This is a genomic window from Pseudomonas sp. TWI628 (assembly GCF_039673865.1).
In the GTDB taxonomy this organism is placed as follows: Bacteria; Pseudomonadota; Gammaproteobacteria; order Pseudomonadales; family Pseudomonadaceae; genus Aquipseudomonas.
Genome location: NZ_JBDJMM010000005.1, coordinates 173502 through 187142, shown reverse-complemented (window position 1 = coordinate 187142; position 13641 = coordinate 173502). Strand labels below are relative to the sequence as shown.

At 62.6% G+C, this 13641-nt stretch carries 12 protein-coding genes; 2 read left to right on the top strand and 10 right to left on the bottom strand.

Annotated features, from left to right (window positions below; genetic code table 11):
• Positions 1-31: 31 nt before the first annotated feature.
• The 5 genes from gltP to ABE528_RS05850 all read right to left on the bottom strand — a co-directional run bounded on the left by gltP (position 32) and on the right by ABE528_RS05850 (position 4062).
• Positions 32-1360 carry a glutamate/aspartate:proton symporter GltP gene (gltP, locus tag ABE528_RS05870; protein WP_152958409.1) on the bottom strand — a complete coding sequence of 443 codons (1329 nt, stop codon included), beginning with the start codon at positions 1358-1360 and terminating at the stop codon, positions 32-34.
• A 729-nt stretch (positions 1361-2089) separates the two neighbouring features.
• On the bottom strand, positions 2090-2563 hold the full coding sequence (locus tag ABE528_RS05865) for an inhibitor of vertebrate lysozyme family protein (RefSeq protein WP_346652424.1): 474 nt from the start codon (positions 2561-2563) through the stop codon (positions 2090-2092).
• A gap of 2 nt (positions 2564-2565) precedes the next feature.
• Positions 2566-2727 (bottom strand): DUF1328 domain-containing protein, encoded by a 162-nt coding sequence (locus ABE528_RS05860; RefSeq protein WP_003252966.1) that lies wholly within the window; start codon positions 2725-2727, stop codon positions 2566-2568.
• A gap of 42 nt (positions 2728-2769) precedes the next feature.
• Entirely contained in the window at positions 2770-3063 is a 294-nt protein-coding gene (locus tag ABE528_RS05855) for a hypothetical protein (RefSeq protein WP_152958411.1), read from the bottom strand.
• Positions 3064-3240: 177 nt separating this feature from the next.
• On the bottom strand, positions 3241-4062 hold the full coding sequence (locus ABE528_RS05850; protein ID WP_346652423.1) for a BON domain-containing protein: 822 nt from the start codon (positions 4060-4062) through the stop codon (positions 3241-3243).
• Positions 4063-4272: 210 nt separating this feature from the next.
• Between ABE528_RS05850 and algB the strand changes: the two genes are divergently transcribed.
• Both algB and ABE528_RS05840 read left to right on the top strand, forming a co-directional pair.
• Positions 4273-5619 carry a sigma-54-dependent response regulator transcription factor AlgB gene (algB, locus tag ABE528_RS05845; protein WP_346652422.1) on the top strand — a complete coding sequence of 449 codons (1347 nt, stop codon included), beginning with the start codon at positions 4273-4275 and terminating at the stop codon, positions 5617-5619.
• Positions 5616-7394 carry a KinB sensor domain-containing domain gene (locus ABE528_RS05840; RefSeq protein WP_346652421.1) on the top strand — a complete coding sequence of 593 codons (1779 nt, stop codon included), beginning with the start codon at positions 5616-5618 and terminating at the stop codon, positions 7392-7394. Before algB ends, ABE528_RS05840 begins: the two co-directional genes overlap by 4 nt.
• Before the next feature lie 12 nt (positions 7395-7406).
• Here the strand turns inward: ABE528_RS05840 and ABE528_RS05835 are convergent, their stop codons facing one another.
• From ABE528_RS05835 to dsbA, 5 genes are all read right to left on the bottom strand, one after another.
• On the bottom strand, positions 7407-9026 hold the full coding sequence (locus ABE528_RS05835; protein ID WP_152958414.1) for an EAL domain-containing protein: 1620 nt from the start codon (positions 9024-9026) through the stop codon (positions 7407-7409).
• An 82-nt stretch (positions 9027-9108) separates the two neighbouring features.
• Positions 9109-9897, bottom strand: coding sequence for an N-acetylmuramoyl-L-alanine amidase (locus ABE528_RS05830; RefSeq protein ID WP_346652420.1), 789 nt, complete (start codon positions 9895-9897; stop codon positions 9109-9111).
• A gap of 53 nt (positions 9898-9950) precedes the next feature.
• Positions 9951-11897 (bottom strand): diguanylate cyclase, encoded by a 1947-nt coding sequence (locus ABE528_RS05825; RefSeq protein WP_346652419.1) that lies wholly within the window; start codon positions 11895-11897, stop codon positions 9951-9953.
• Between the two features lie 98 nt (positions 11898-11995).
• On the bottom strand, positions 11996-12850 hold the full coding sequence (locus ABE528_RS05820; RefSeq protein WP_152958417.1) for an endonuclease/exonuclease/phosphatase family protein: 855 nt from the start codon (positions 12848-12850) through the stop codon (positions 11996-11998).
• Positions 12851-12862: 12 nt separating this feature from the next.
• Positions 12863-13498: a thiol:disulfide interchange protein DsbA gene (dsbA, locus tag ABE528_RS05815; RefSeq protein WP_152958418.1), complete on the bottom strand. Its 636-nt coding sequence runs from the start codon at positions 13496-13498 to the stop codon at positions 12863-12865.
• Positions 13499-13641 lie beyond the last annotated feature (143 nt).

Here is a 13641-nt window from a genome sequence, read left to right as displayed (position 1 = left end):
AGTCGGGGCTTTCTGGTTCAGCAGGTCAGGCTCAGCGCTTGGCCGCTTCACCAATAACCGCAGCCTGCTGTTTGTCCGCCATCAGCGAGGCGTAGTACTGCTCGCCCTTGGCGGCGTCGTACATGCCTTCCCAACGGGCGATCACCAGGGCTGCCAGGGCGTTGCCGATCACGTTCAGGGCGGTACGCGCCATGTCCATGATGCGGTCGACACCGGCGATGAAGGCCAGGCCTTCCAGCGGGATGCCTACGCTGCCCAGGGTCGCCAGCAGCACCACGAAGGAAACGCCCGGTACACCGGCGATGCCCTTGGAGGTGACCATCAGGGTCAGCACCAGCAGCAGCTGCTGGCTCCAGGACAGGTCGATGCCGTACAGCTGGGCGATGAAGATGGCCGCGATGCTCTGGTACAGGGTCGAACCGTCGAGGTTGAACGAGTAGCCGGTCGGTACCACGAACGAGCAGATCGACTTCGGCGCACCGTACTTCTCCATCTTCTCGATCACGCGCGGCAACACGGTTTCGGAGCTGGAGGTGGAGTAGGCGAGGATCAACTCATCTTTCATGATGCGCATGATCTTGATCACCGAGAAGCCGAACAGGCGCGCCACCAGGCCCAGCACCATGAAGGCGAAGAAGGCGATGGCGAAGTACACCAGCACTACCAGCTTGGCCAGCGGCAGCAGCGAGCTGAAACCGAAGTTGGCAACGGTCACGGCAATCAGGGCGAACACGCCGATCGGGGCGTAGTTCATGATCATGTGGGTGACCTTGAACATGGTCTCCGACACGGCCTGGAAGGTACGTACCAGCGGCTCGCGCAGGTCGGCCTGCAGGCTCGACAGGCCAAGGCCGAACATCACCGAGAAGAAGATGATCGGCAGCATTTCGCCACGCATCAGCGCTGCGAAGATGTTCGACGGAATCAGGTTGAGCAGGGTCTCGATAAACGCGTGCTCATGCTGCACCTCGGCCGCGGTGGCCTGGTACTTGGAGATGTCGACGGTACCCAGGGTGCTCATGTCGATGCCGGCGCCTGGGTGGAACAGGTTGGCCAACACCAGGCCGACTACGATGGCGATGGTGGTCACCACCTCGAAGTAGAGGATGGTCTTCAGGCCGATGCTGCCCAGTTTCTTCGCATCGCCAACCCCGGCGATGCCCACGATCAGCGACGAAATCACGATCGGGACGACGATCATCTTGATCAGGCGAATGAAGATGTCACCGGCAGGCTGGAGGACGTTACTGATCCACCAGGCCTTTTCCGCGCTGAAGTGGTTCAGCAGCGCGCCGACAGCAACGCCCAGGAGCAGACCGATGACGATCTGCCAGGCGAGGCTCAGTTTTGCCTTCTTCATGTCTTTACCCTTTGTTGTAGTGGTCACGGGTACCGACCGGAAAAGCGCGTAACAGAGCCGTTGGCAACGTCACGGTGAGCTTTTGGCTTCCGTCCGGGGACCTCGTGTAAGGACACCGCGAGCGAGCGACAGGGCGCTCGGGCCAGCGAAAAAGGCGGCAACTATTGCGATGGGGAAGGCCGAAATCTAATGCCGGAAACGCATACCCCATGCAGATTCGGCATAACAAAACGAGTCAAATCCCGGCACACGTAAGTCATTGATTTATAACGTTCGGAAATCCGAACAAGACCAAACCGCCATAATTCGGCAGTTTTGGCGGTGTGTTGGCGGGGATAAAAACGGCTTGTTCGACAAACCGAATGGCCGAAATGCCACTTGCGTGACCACAGTACTGGATGAAAAAAAATGGATGTACGGTCAAGACAAAATGTGTCTTGTAGGTCAAAACCTGAAAGGAATCAGCAAAAGGGGACATGGCGCCTCGGAAGCCAGGCCCGGTTGCGGTGTTTGTCAGACACCCCCGGCCTGAAGCTTCCGATTCTGCCTTTTCCTGACCCGGCCCAATGCTGGAGGTACTCCCTGTACCCCTAGGCCACTCCGATCCTGCAACAATCAGAACAGCCCGGCCCCCTGGTCATGCGCTACCCCTCCTCGGGGCGGCGCATCATAGAAGCGAGAAAGATAGAAAGGTTCCGCTTCTATTGCATGACAGCGCGCGACCGCTGGTCAGTACCACTTCGGATCGCGCTTGAGTTGCTCCCGCAACATAGCCTTCATGCCGTCGTCCGGTTTACCCAGCCAGCGGTACTGCGCATGGCGGGTGGGCGACTTGTCACTCGGCAAGCCTTCGGGCACTTCCACAAGCATTCCGTAGGCGTCGTCCTTGTCCCAGCTGAACGCCACGATCAGGCGCTTGTAGGTGCAGTTCTGCGGCGACTCGCACAGCGGGCCGACCAGATACTTGTCGCCGTCTTCGGTCACCGCAGACATCTGCTCCTGGCCGCTGCCACTCAGGTTGATCACCCAATCGGGCAAGCGTTCCTCGCCTTTGATCGTGTCTTGCCAGGTTTCCCGGTATTCGGGGTCCGAGCCGAGCAACTGCTCGACCCGGACCTGGCCATCGTTGGCCGCCATCACCGTTGCACTACCGCCCGACAGCAAGGCAGCAGCAGCCAGGGCTGCGCATAGCTTCCTGCTCATCTTCAACCTCGTCCACGTCCAAAGAAGAAGGAGGCTACGAACAGGACCAGGAAGACAATGAACAGGATCTTCGCGATACCCGTAGCGGCGCCAGCGATACCACCGAAGCCAAGCACAGCGGCGACAATGGCGATGATGAGGAAAGTGATAGCCCAGCTAAGCATGATGCTTCTCCTTTCTTTTTTGAAATCGGTCCGGCCAGCGTCTCAGAACACCCAGCGCTGCTGGGGCGCGACGTTATCCACAGTGGCCGGTGAAGTATTGGCGGCAGGCCGCTGCCCGGCAGGTTCGGCGGCTTTTACCAGGGTGTTGGCGCGGCTTGCCTGAATCTGCGTCAGCAGCGCGGTTTGCGCTGCCACCTGATCAGCCAGGCGCGCGGTCTGCCAGCTGTAATAGAAGAGGCCGGCGGCCAAAGTCAGCAGCAATGCCATCCCGAGGAACAGGAACTGGCGCACGGGGAGTGCGACATTCAGCGAGCGTTTGACGGATGGGCGGTTCATGCCGGCTTCTCCTACTGTAATTTTTCTGTTCAAACCTGAACAAGTAATTGCAGCCTGCATGCCAGCTCCTCTAATCAATTAAAATCCTTTAAAATCAATTAGTTATGATTATCGTACAATGCCATTGAGGACGTATCCTGCACGATGCCCCTGCTGGCGTCGTGCGAATTGCACGATTCAACCCTCGACCTTGGTCGCCACTTTGAGCAAATCGGCGTCGACACCCCGCACCCCGATGATCTGCCGGGCGATAGCCACGGCGATGGTCTTCTGCTCGCTGCTGACCACCTCACCGGTCAGCCGGACCATGCCTTGTTCGCTGGCCACCTTGATATTCAGGCCGTCCAGATTGCGGCTGAAGCGCAAGCTGGTCTGAATCTTGTCGACCACCCAGCTATCGCTTGGCTGCGGACCGCTCGCAGCGCCCGCAGGGTTCTCCCTGGCCTTGGCCATTGCGGCGGTATCCAGGCTGACCAGGTTGTTGACCAGGTGTACGCCGGCGGTGGTGCGCGCCACCACGCCCGCCAGTTCCTTGGCCTCGGCAGTGTCGACCTTGCCACGCAGGGTCACCACGCCATCGCTGCTTTGCACTTCGATCGGGGCTTTCTCCGTGGTCCGGCTCCACAGCAAGCGCGCGCGGATCACCGCCGCCAAGGTCACATCCTCCAGCCGCTGGGCGTAGGCGCGCAGCTCCAGCGGGCGCTCGACCAGTTCAGGGTTGACCCGCAACTGGTTGTCGACCTGCTCGATACCCCGTGTGGCCAAGGCCACCTGCGCGGCCAACTCGCGCTCGACGCTATTCTCGACTTCACCGGACAGGCGAGCCCGCTGGCCATCGACCTCGGCCTTGATGCGAAACGGGTTGAGCATCCGGTTGAGGGCCAGCGCAGTTTGCAGCGAACCCTCCAGGCGAGCGTCCTGAACAGGGTCGGCGGACGCAGGTGTGCAAACGGACAGCAGGGTGGCCGCCAACACGGCCATTCGGATGGTAGGGGACACGGGTGTACCTCCTTTAAGTTGGCAAAAGCAGAAAATCATCGCAACCAATGTGCCAGCGCGCTGCTCTAAGAAAATCATCGAGATATCCGGCGTCACGGCACGGTTTGGCCATTGGCTAGCATGCAAAGGACAGATTCCTTCACAATTGACCGTGCAACTTGCCCGATTTTCCCCACACTAATTGAAGATCTACCCGAAGGAGCGCAGGAAATGGAACCAGCCCAGGACAACCAAGGCCGCATTCTGCTGGTGGATGACGAGTCCGCGATCCTGCGCACCTTCCGCTACTGCCTGGAAGACGAGGGATACAGCGTGGCCACGGCCAACAGCGCCGCACAGGCTGACGCCTTGCTGCAGCGCCAGGTGTTCGACCTGTGCTTCCTCGACCTGCGCCTGGGCGAGGACAACGGCCTGGATGTGCTGGCGCAGATGCGCATTCAGGCGCCGTGGATGCGGGTGGTGATCGTCACCGCGCATTCAGCGATCGACACCGCAGTCGATGCCATCCAGGCGGGCGCCGCCGATTACCTGGTCAAGCCCTGCAGCCCCGATCAGTTGCGCCTGGCCACCGCCAAGCAGCTGGAAGTCCGTCAACTCTCGGCGCGCCTGGAGGCCCTCGAAGGCGAAGTGCGCAAACCCAAGGACGGCCTCGACTCGCACAGCCCGGCGATGATGGCCGTGCTGGAAACCGCCCGCCAGGTGGCCAGCACCGATGCCAACATCCTCATTCTCGGCGAGTCGGGCACCGGCAAGGGCGAACTGGCCCGCGCCATTCACGGCTGGAGCAAGCGAGCACGCAAGGCCTGCGTGACCATCAACTGCCCGTCGCTGAATGCCGAACTGATGGAAAGCGAATTGTTCGGCCATACCCGCGGGGCGTTTACCGGCGCCAGCGAAAGCACCCTGGGTCGCGTCAACCAGGCGGACGGCGGCACGCTGTTCCTCGATGAAATCGGCGATTTCCCCCTGACCTTGCAGCCCAAGCTGCTGCGCTTCATCCAGGACAAGGAATACGAGCGGGTGGGCGACCCGGTCACCCGCCGCGCCGACGTGCGCATCCTCGCAGCGACCAACCTCAACCTTGACGACATGGTGCGCGAGAACCGTTTCCGCGAAGACCTGCTGTACCGCCTCAACGTCATTACCCTGCACCTGCCGCCGCTGCGCGAGCGCAGCGAGGACATCCTGACCCTGGCCGACCGCTTCCTGGCCCGCTTCGTCAAGGAATACTCCCGTCCCGCCCGTGGTTTCAGCGACGAGGCGCGCAGCGCGCTGCTCAACTACCGTTGGCCGGGCAATATCCGCGAACTGCGCAACGTGATCGAACGCGCCAGCATCATCTGCCCTCAGGAACGCGTGGAGATCATCCACCTGGGGATGGGCGAACAAACGGCAGGCAATGCGCCTCGGGTAGGCGCAGCCATGAGCCTGGATGAGCTGGAGCGCGCGCACATCGGCGCAGTGCTGGCTGCCAGCGACACCCTCGACCAGGCTGCCAAGACCCTCGGCATCGACGCCTCCACGCTCTACCGCAAACGCAAGCAGTACAACCTGTGAAGCTGCCGATGAAGCTGCGCACGCGGCTCTTCCTCAGCATCTCGGCCCTGGTGACCGTGGCCCTGCTGGGCTTGTTGCTGGGGTTGGTGAGCGTGCTGCAGATGGCCACGGTGCAGCAACAGTCGGTGCGCGAAACCACCCATGCGCTGGAAGTGGGCTTGAAACTGCGGCAGAACCTCGGCGAGCAATTGACACTGCTGCTGGACGAGGACACCGCACCGGACAGCCTGCGCCCCCTGCAGGACAATTTCCAGGAGCTGCTCAACCAAGGGCTGGCGCTAGGCGGCGAACGCACCGGTTTCAGCAAGGCCAGCAGCAACTACCAAGCCTTCCTGCAGGCTTACCGCGACAGCCCGGCACCGGCCCGCAGCATGGGTGTAGAGCAGCCACTGGGCGCGGCATTCAACCAGGTGCGCACCGACCTGATCGATTCGCACAAGCAAGCCCTCGACTACATCACCCGCAGCGAAGAGCACACCCGTGACCGCGCCTTGCTGGTCAGCGGGGTACTCGGCCTGATGGGCCTGGTAGTGCTGGTGCTCGGTTTCGTCACCGCGCACAACATCGCCCGCCGCTTCGGCCAGCCGATCGAAGCGCTGGCCAAGGCTGCCGACCAGCTAGGCCAAGGGGATTTCGACATCACCTTGCCGGTCACCCAGGCCATCGAGCTCAACCAGCTGACCCGCCGCTTCGGGCTGATGGCCGATGCCCTGCGCAAACACCAGGCAACCAATGTCGATGAACTGTTGGCCGGCCAGCAGCGTCTGCAGGCCGTGCTCGACAGCATCGACGATGGCTTGCTGATCATCGACCGCCAAGGGCATCTCGAACACCTCAACCCGGTCGCCCAGCGGCAGCTGGGCTGGAGCGACAGCCGGGTCGGCAGCGGCCTGGCCGACGCCCTGCAGCGCCCGGAGCTGGAACAACAGCTGCGCCAGGTATTGCGTGGCGGCAGCCTGGATCGGCCACCGGAAGACCTGAGCATCGAGGTCGACGAAGAAACCCGCCTGCTGACCTACAGCCTTACCCCGGTCAGCCATCCGCAAGGGCCGATTCTGGGTGCGGTGATGGTCTTGCACGATGTCACCGAGCAACGCGCTTTCGAGCGCGTGCGCAGTGAGTTCGTGCTACGTGCTTCCCATGAATTGCGCACCCCGGTCACCGGCATGCACATGGCATTTGGCCTGCTGCGCGAGCGGTTGAAATTCCCGCCCGAGGCTCGCGAGAGCGATCTGCTGGAGACCATCGGCGAGGAAATGCAGCGCCTGACCCAGCTGATCAACGACCTGCTCAACTTCTCGCGCTACCAGAGCGGCTTGCAGAAGCTCGAGCTTGCCCCATGCGCCATCGACGAACTGCTCGACAGGGCGCAAGCACGCTTCAGCGACCAGGCCGCCAACAAGCAGATCGAGCTGATCAAAGCCCTGGAGCCTCCGCTGCCGCGCATTCAGGCCGACGTGGCGCAACTCGACCGGGTGCTGGACAACCTGCTGCACAACGCCATCCGCCATACCGCCAATGGTGGGCGCATCCGCCTGCTTGCACGGCGGCACGCGGAGCGGGTGATCATCAGTGTCGAGGACAATGGAGAAGGCATTGCCTATGGGCAACAGGGGAGGATCTTCGAACCGTTCGTACAGGTCGGGCGCAAGAAAGGCGGCGCCGGGTTGGGGCTGGCACTGTGCAAGGAGATCGTGCAGTTGCATGGCGGGCGCATGGGGGTGTTTTCCCGACCAGGCCAGGGCACTCAATTCTATATGGCCTTGCCAGTCTGACCTTGTCAGCGCTCAGGGCTCATCATCGATCCGCGCCCGCCGTGGCTGCCGGCCGCGGGTCACCAGCTCGGCGAACTGCCGGGCATTGAGCGGATGGGCAAACAGCCAGCCCTGCCCGTAATTTACCCCCTCGCTGTTGAGCAGCACTGCCTGCGCCTCACACTCGATGCCCTCGGCAATCACCCGCAGATGCAGGTCATGGGCCATGCGAATGATGTGCGGCGCCACACCGCTGCTGGCGGCGTCGTGCCCCAGGGCATCGATGAACGCCTTGTCGATCTTCAGGCAGTCCACCGGCAAGGTCTGCAGGTAGGCCAGGCTGCAGTAGCCCGTGCCAAAATCGTCGATCAGCACCTGATGCCCGACCGCACGCAGGGCCTGCAAGTTATCCCGCGCCACCACCACGTCGATCAGCCCGCGCTCGGTGACTTCAAAGGCAATCTGGCTGGCCGCGACGCGGTGCAACGCCAGCAGCCGCGCTGCCACCCGGCCAATGCGCGGCACCATCACATCGCAGGCCGCCAGGTTCACCGAGATATAAAGATTGCGATGCGAGCGCAGCAACTGGCCCAGCTGCTCCAACACGCGTTGCAGCACGAAGTCGGTGATCTGGCGGATCTGCCCGGTGTTTTCCGCCAGTGGAATGAACAAGTCCGGGCTGGTCAACGAGCCATCCGGACGACGCCAGCGCACCAAGGCCTCGGCACCGACACAGCGACGGCTGTCGAGCTCGATGATCGGCTGATACAGCACCTGCAGCTCACCCCGGCGCAGGGCATTTTGCAGTTCGGAACTCATCGAGCGCCGCTGCAGGATCAGCTGCAGCACCAGCCAGCCGATGCAGCAGGCCGCCAGCACACTGCCAGGGAACAGCAGCCAGAGCATGCCGTTCATGCGCAACGGCAGGCTGGCCCGCGGTGCAATCAGTACCAGTTGGTAGTCCGGCGACTTGGTCGGCATGCGATAGACCAGCCGATCGCGCAGCTCGAACAAAGACTTCTGGCTGGGCGGTGGCCAGCCACTGGTCGGCGGCCAGGCCTGGGGCGGGCCCAGCACAGGGATTGCACGGGTGCCGTTGTCCAGCACCACCAGCAAGCTGCCGCCTGGTGGCAGGTCGACCACGTCGGTCAGGTGCCCGCGTGAAGTGGAAACCAGGAAATTACCCCGCGCCAGCATCAAGGCAGCGAGGTTTTCGTTGGGTTCAGTGGTGGTATTGAGCCAGTAGCTGTAGGTCGGGCCCTGAATATCCGGCGCGCGCGTTGGCACGAATGCCCTTGCCCCGCCCCGGTTGGAGCAAGCGACATTGGCATCCACATAAGCTGCTTCATAAATGAAGCGCGAGCCCAAGCCGACCTGCTGCAACACCGAAATCATCGCCGGGCTGCAGCCGCGCAGCGACTGCGCCTGCAGTTCGTCGACGCCCTCGCGCAGTTGGCCGAACACCTGCTCCAGGCGTTCGAGAAAGCGCTCGCCCTGGGCGTTCATCTGCGCGCTCTCGCTTTCCTTCATCTGCTGCAGCGCGATACCGATGCTGGCGGTCAGCAATACTGCGGCGCTGGCCAACGCTGCCAGGGAGGCCAGCATCCAGGGGCGGTAAAAAAATTGGCGCAACGCAGAAATCAGGGCAGACATGGGCAGCATCCAGTTGATTAACAAGGTATAGCAACTGGAGTGAGAATCGGCTCTGCCGTTTGGCGCCCGAATGCAATTCGCCTTAGCGCATGCGATTGAGCACCGAAAGCATGGCTGCGGTCTGCGCGTCCGGCATGCCGTCGAAACGCTGCGGGCGGAAGTGCATCTGGAAGGCGGCGATCACATGCCGCGTGGTGACATCCAGCTGCCCGGTCTGCTCGATGGCATAGCCGAAGCGCGCCAGCTCCTGCTGGTACCAGCCGATGGTCGGTGGATTGACGTTGAAATAAGCCTGCTGGCGGGCCACGGCATTGGGCTCAGGCCAGACGCCGAGGCCTGCATCTGCCAGGCGCTTCCAGGGGAACAACGGGCCTGGGTCGAGCTTGCGCGATGGGGCAATATCGCTGTGACCGATGATGTGACGCGGCTCGATGTTGTTGCGCTTGACGATGTCCTTGAGCAAGGCGATCAACGACTGGATCTGCGCCTCGCTGTAGGGGTACCAGACGCGGCCATTGGCAGTGTCATCGAACCCCGGGTTGACGATCTCGATGCCGATGGAGCTGGAATTCAGCCAGGTGCGCCCCTGCCACTGGCTGTCACCGGCATGCCAGGCGCGGCGGTTTTCGTCGACCAGCTGGTAGACCGTGCCCGGGCCGTCGCCGATCAGGTAATGGGCGCTGACCTCGCCATGGGTCAGCAATGCCAACGAACGCTCCAGCGAGGCGTTGGTGTAGTGCAGGACGACGAACTGGATACGGTTGTCCTGGTTGGCGGAAGGGTGGCTGCGGTCGATGCGCAGGCCGGTCGAGCAACCGGCGAGTACGAGCATCAGCAATGCGGAAATAAACGCTTTCATGTGGGAAGCCAAGCTAATCAGGCAGTAACGCAATAGCATAACGTATGCGCGGGCGTGCCACCCGTTCAGCTTTGTTCCACGCGGTTACGGCCTAGATCCTTGGCCCGGTACAACGCGGTATCGGCGCGCTTGAGCACCTGGTCGCCACGTTCGCCGGAACGGAAGGCGCTCAAACCGATGGATGTGGTGATGACCACGCGCTCACCCTTGAAATGGAACGGGCAGGCCTCGATCGCCGCGCGCAGCGCTTCGGCCACTTGAACAGCGGCGGCGGGCGAGGTCTGCGGCAGCAACAGCACGAACTCTTCGCCACCGAACCGGGCAATGAAATCACGTGGGCGCAGGCGTTTGCGCAATTGGTCGGCAACGATCTTCAGCACCTTGTCGCCGGCCAGGTGGCCGTAACTGTCGTTGATGCGCTTGAAGTGGTCCAGGTCGAGGATTGCCATGGCCAGGTGACCGCCGCTTTCCTGCCAGTCGAGCATTTCGCGCTCGACCTGCTCGGTCCAGGCTGCACGGTTGGGCAAGCCGGTCAGTGGATCGATCAGCGCCTTCTGCCGTTGTTCTTCCAGGTGTTCGCGATAGCCAAGCGCTTCCTGCTCCATGCTCGCCACCCGCTCGGCCAGGCCCTGCAGGCGCCCGGCAAGTTCCTGCTCACGGCGGTCACGTTCATGCTGGTGCTCGTCCATGGTGCCCAGCAGTGTTTCCAGGCGGTTTTCCAGGATGTGCTTGAGGCTGTCCACATCCACTGCGCCCTGCACGCTGCTTTGCAAGCCATCGACCTGTTCACGCAACTGGCTGTCCAGTTCGCGCGCGGCGGAACTGTTGTCGGCATGGCCGGCGCTGGCTTCGTGCAGGTGGCTCTGGAAGCTGTCGAGGCGCTCATTGAGCTGCTGCAGGTAGGTTTCGAATTCGTGCTGGCCGCTGTCGGTGATTGCCAGCATGAGCACGGCCAGGTCATCGAGGACCGGGATCAGTTCATACCAGTTCAGCCCGCGTGCTACCCGCTCGCGCATTTCCAGGGCCTGAGCCTTGTGGCGCTCGGGCAGGCTGAGGTCATCCAGCAGGCCGATCAGCGTCTGCTCGATGTGCGCAGCGACCTGGCTGTAAGGGGGTTCCACCGCATCGGGAAGGGAATAGGGGCCGTCCTCACCGAAGATTTCTTCGAGCGTCGCAGGCACCGCGGCTGCCGGGGGCTCAGGCTGTTCCTGCACCTCGGGCGCATGAGCGGCCTGCAGCTCAGCTTCAGCCTGGGCCACTACCGGCTGTTCAACGCCGTGAGGCTCTACAGGCTGCTCCGGCTGGGCGACAAGGGCAGCCTCCTCAGGCTCCGGGGCAGGCGCGGCGGCAGCCAGAGGTTGCAGCTCGTCCGCATCACGCGGCGGCAAGTCGACCAGTACAGGCCCGTCCGGCTGCGGTTGGGCTTCGGCCGGCGCGATTTCAGGCGCAGCTTGTGCAGACTGACCAGCCTCTGCCTGAGGCTCGTTGTCTCGGTTACCGAACAGGCGCTGCAAGAAGCCCGGCCGGGCCTCGTCATCCGGCTTGCTCAGCGACGAAAGGGCACGCCCTTGCAGGCCACTGAGTTCACCCAGCAGTGGCGGTAACTCGCGTGACTGGGCGACCCCGCCATCGAGCTTCTTCGCCAGCTTTTTCAGTGGCCGGGCAACTTCACCGGGCAGTGGCAAAGCTTGCAGCTGGGTAACCAGCGCGTTCAGGGCATCACTGACCTGATTCATGCGGGTTTCCCGGCGCTGCTCGGAGTCCAGCACCGCCTTTTCCAGACGCGGAATCAACCCGGCAAGGCCGGCGTCCATGTTGTCGCTGCGGATGACCTCGCGCATTTCCTTCATGCACTGGTCGACGACCTTGTCGCTGCCTTCGGCCGCCAGGGTACTGCGCACCAGGCCACGGCGCAGCAGGTCGAGACGCGCGTCCCAGCGGCGTTCGAGCTTTTCCTGCTGTTCGATGCTTTTAAGGTATTTTTCTTTCCAGCGCTCGGCTTCTTCGGTCATGCCTGGATCCGCGACGGGTAATGCATCTGTGGGCTGTGTAATTACACGCTGTCGGCGCGCCCAGCGAACACTTGAGGGCTTGCCGCGCTTTAGCTGATCTAGCTCAAGACCGGCAGCGTATCCACAGTCAGTGCATCAGGCAATCGGATCTCCACCGCAACGGGAAGATGGTCGGAAATCGGCTGCGCCAGCACCTCGACCCGCTCCAGGGTCAGGCTCGGGCTGAGCAGGATGTGGTCCAGGCAGCGCTGCGGGCGCCAGCTGGGGAAGGTGGCTTCGACCTGGGGTGCGATCAGGCCCAGATCGCGCAGGGGCGAATGCTCGAGCAGGTCGGTTGCGTGGGTATTCATGTCCCCCATCAGGACCTGATGGCGGTAGCCGCCAATCAGCTCACGGATGTAGCCCAATTGCAGGGCGCGCGTCTTGGCACCCAGGGCCAGGTGCATCATGACCACGATCAGCGCATCCTCACCCTCACCAAAACGCACCAGGATCGCACCCCGGCCGGCCGGGCCGGGCAGCGGGTGATCTTCGAGGAGCTGCGGCTTCAGGCGGCTGAGCACGCCATTGCTGTGCTGGGCAAAACGCCCGAGGTTGCGATTGAGCTGCTGGTACCAGTAAGGGAAGGAACCCAGTTGGGCCAGGTGCTCCACCTGGTTGACGTAGCCAGAGCGCAGGCTGCCGCCATCGGCCTCCTGCAGGGCCACCAGGTCGAAGTCGTTGAGCAACTGACCGATTTTCTGCAGGTTACCGGCCCGCCCGGTGTGCGGCAGCAGGTGCTGCCAACTGCGGGTCAGGTAATGCCGGTAGCGCTCGGTGCTGATGCCGACCTGGATGTTGAAGCTGAGCAGCCGCAGACGACCATCCTCGGGCAGGCCTGTGGCCTGCAGGTGATGCTCGTTGACCTGCGGCTGGTGCAGGCCAATGCCACGCGCGGTTCTGAAGCGGCGCATGGGGTACGCCGCTTACTTAGCGGCGCGCTCCTTGGCGATCAGTTGGTCGGCGACGTTCAGCACGCCGTCCGGACCGCCTGCGGTACCCAGGTCGAAGCGGTACTTGCCGTTCACCACCATGCTCGGTACGCCGGTGATTTCGTACTTCTTCGCCAGTTCCTTGGCCTGGTTGACCTGGCCCTTGATGGCGAACGAGTTGAAGGTAGCGAGGAACTTGTCCTTGTCGACGCCCTGGGTGGCGAGGAAGTCGGCCATGTCTTGCGGGTCGGTCAGGCGCTTGCGCTGGTTCTGGATGGCGTCGAAGACTGCGGCATGAACCTTCTGCTCGACGCCCATGGCTTCGAGGGTCAGGAACATCTGGCCGTGGGCGTCCCACGGGCCGCCGAACATGGCCGGTACGCGCTTGAAGTTGACGTCCTTGGGCAGCTTCTCGACCCATGGGTTGATAGTCGGCTCGAAGTGGTAGCAGTGTGGGCAGCCATACCAGAACAGCTCGACCACTTCGATCTTGCCTGGCTGGGATACCGGAACAGGGTTGCTCAGCTCGATGTATTCCTTGCCGGCAGTGGCAGGCTCTGCAGCCTGGACGGCAGTCATCCCGAAGACGCTGGCAGCGACCAGCGCGGCGCTGAGAATCAGTTTACGCATGCTTTACTCCTGAGCATTCATTGGTCGCCTCGACGCGACCTGTGCTGTGACCGGTGGCGAAGGGCCCGAGTTCTGTAGTGTAACGGCTGCGGACAGAAAAAAGGGCGGCCCGCGCCGCCCTTTCATCTTTAGCGTTGCAGCAT

Bases quoted from the DNA above. Each gene is read 5' to 3' on its own strand.
- gltP (WP_152958409.1), bottom strand. From the start codon at position 1,360: ATGAAGAAGGCAAAACTGAGCCTCGCCTGGCAGATCGTCATCGGTCTG.
- ABE528_RS05865 (WP_346652424.1), bottom strand. From the start codon at position 2,563: ATGAGCAGGAAGCTATGCGCAGCCCTGGCTGCTGCTGCCTTGCTGTCG.
- ABE528_RS05860 (WP_003252966.1), bottom strand. From the start codon at position 2,727: ATGCTTAGCTGGGCTATCACTTTCCTCATCATCGCCATTGTCGCCGCT.
- ABE528_RS05855 (WP_152958411.1), bottom strand. From the start codon at position 3,063: ATGAACCGCCCATCCGTCAAACGCTCGCTGAATGTCGCACTCCCCGTG.
- algB (WP_346652422.1), top strand. From the start codon at position 4,273: ATGGAACCAGCCCAGGACAACCAAGGCCGCATTCTGCTGGTGGATGAC.
- ABE528_RS05835 (WP_152958414.1), bottom strand. From the start codon at position 9,026: ATGTCTGCCCTGATTTCTGCGTTGCGCCAATTTTTTTACCGCCCCTGG.
- ABE528_RS05825 (WP_346652419.1), bottom strand. From the start codon at position 11,897: ATGACCGAAGAAGCCGAGCGCTGGAAAGAAAAATACCTTAAAAGCATC.
- ABE528_RS05820 (WP_152958417.1), bottom strand. From the start codon at position 12,850: ATGCGCCGCTTCAGAACCGCGCGTGGCATTGGCCTGCACCAGCCGCAG.
- dsbA (WP_152958418.1), bottom strand. From the start codon at position 13,498: ATGCGTAAACTGATTCTCAGCGCCGCGCTGGTCGCTGCCAGCGTCTTC.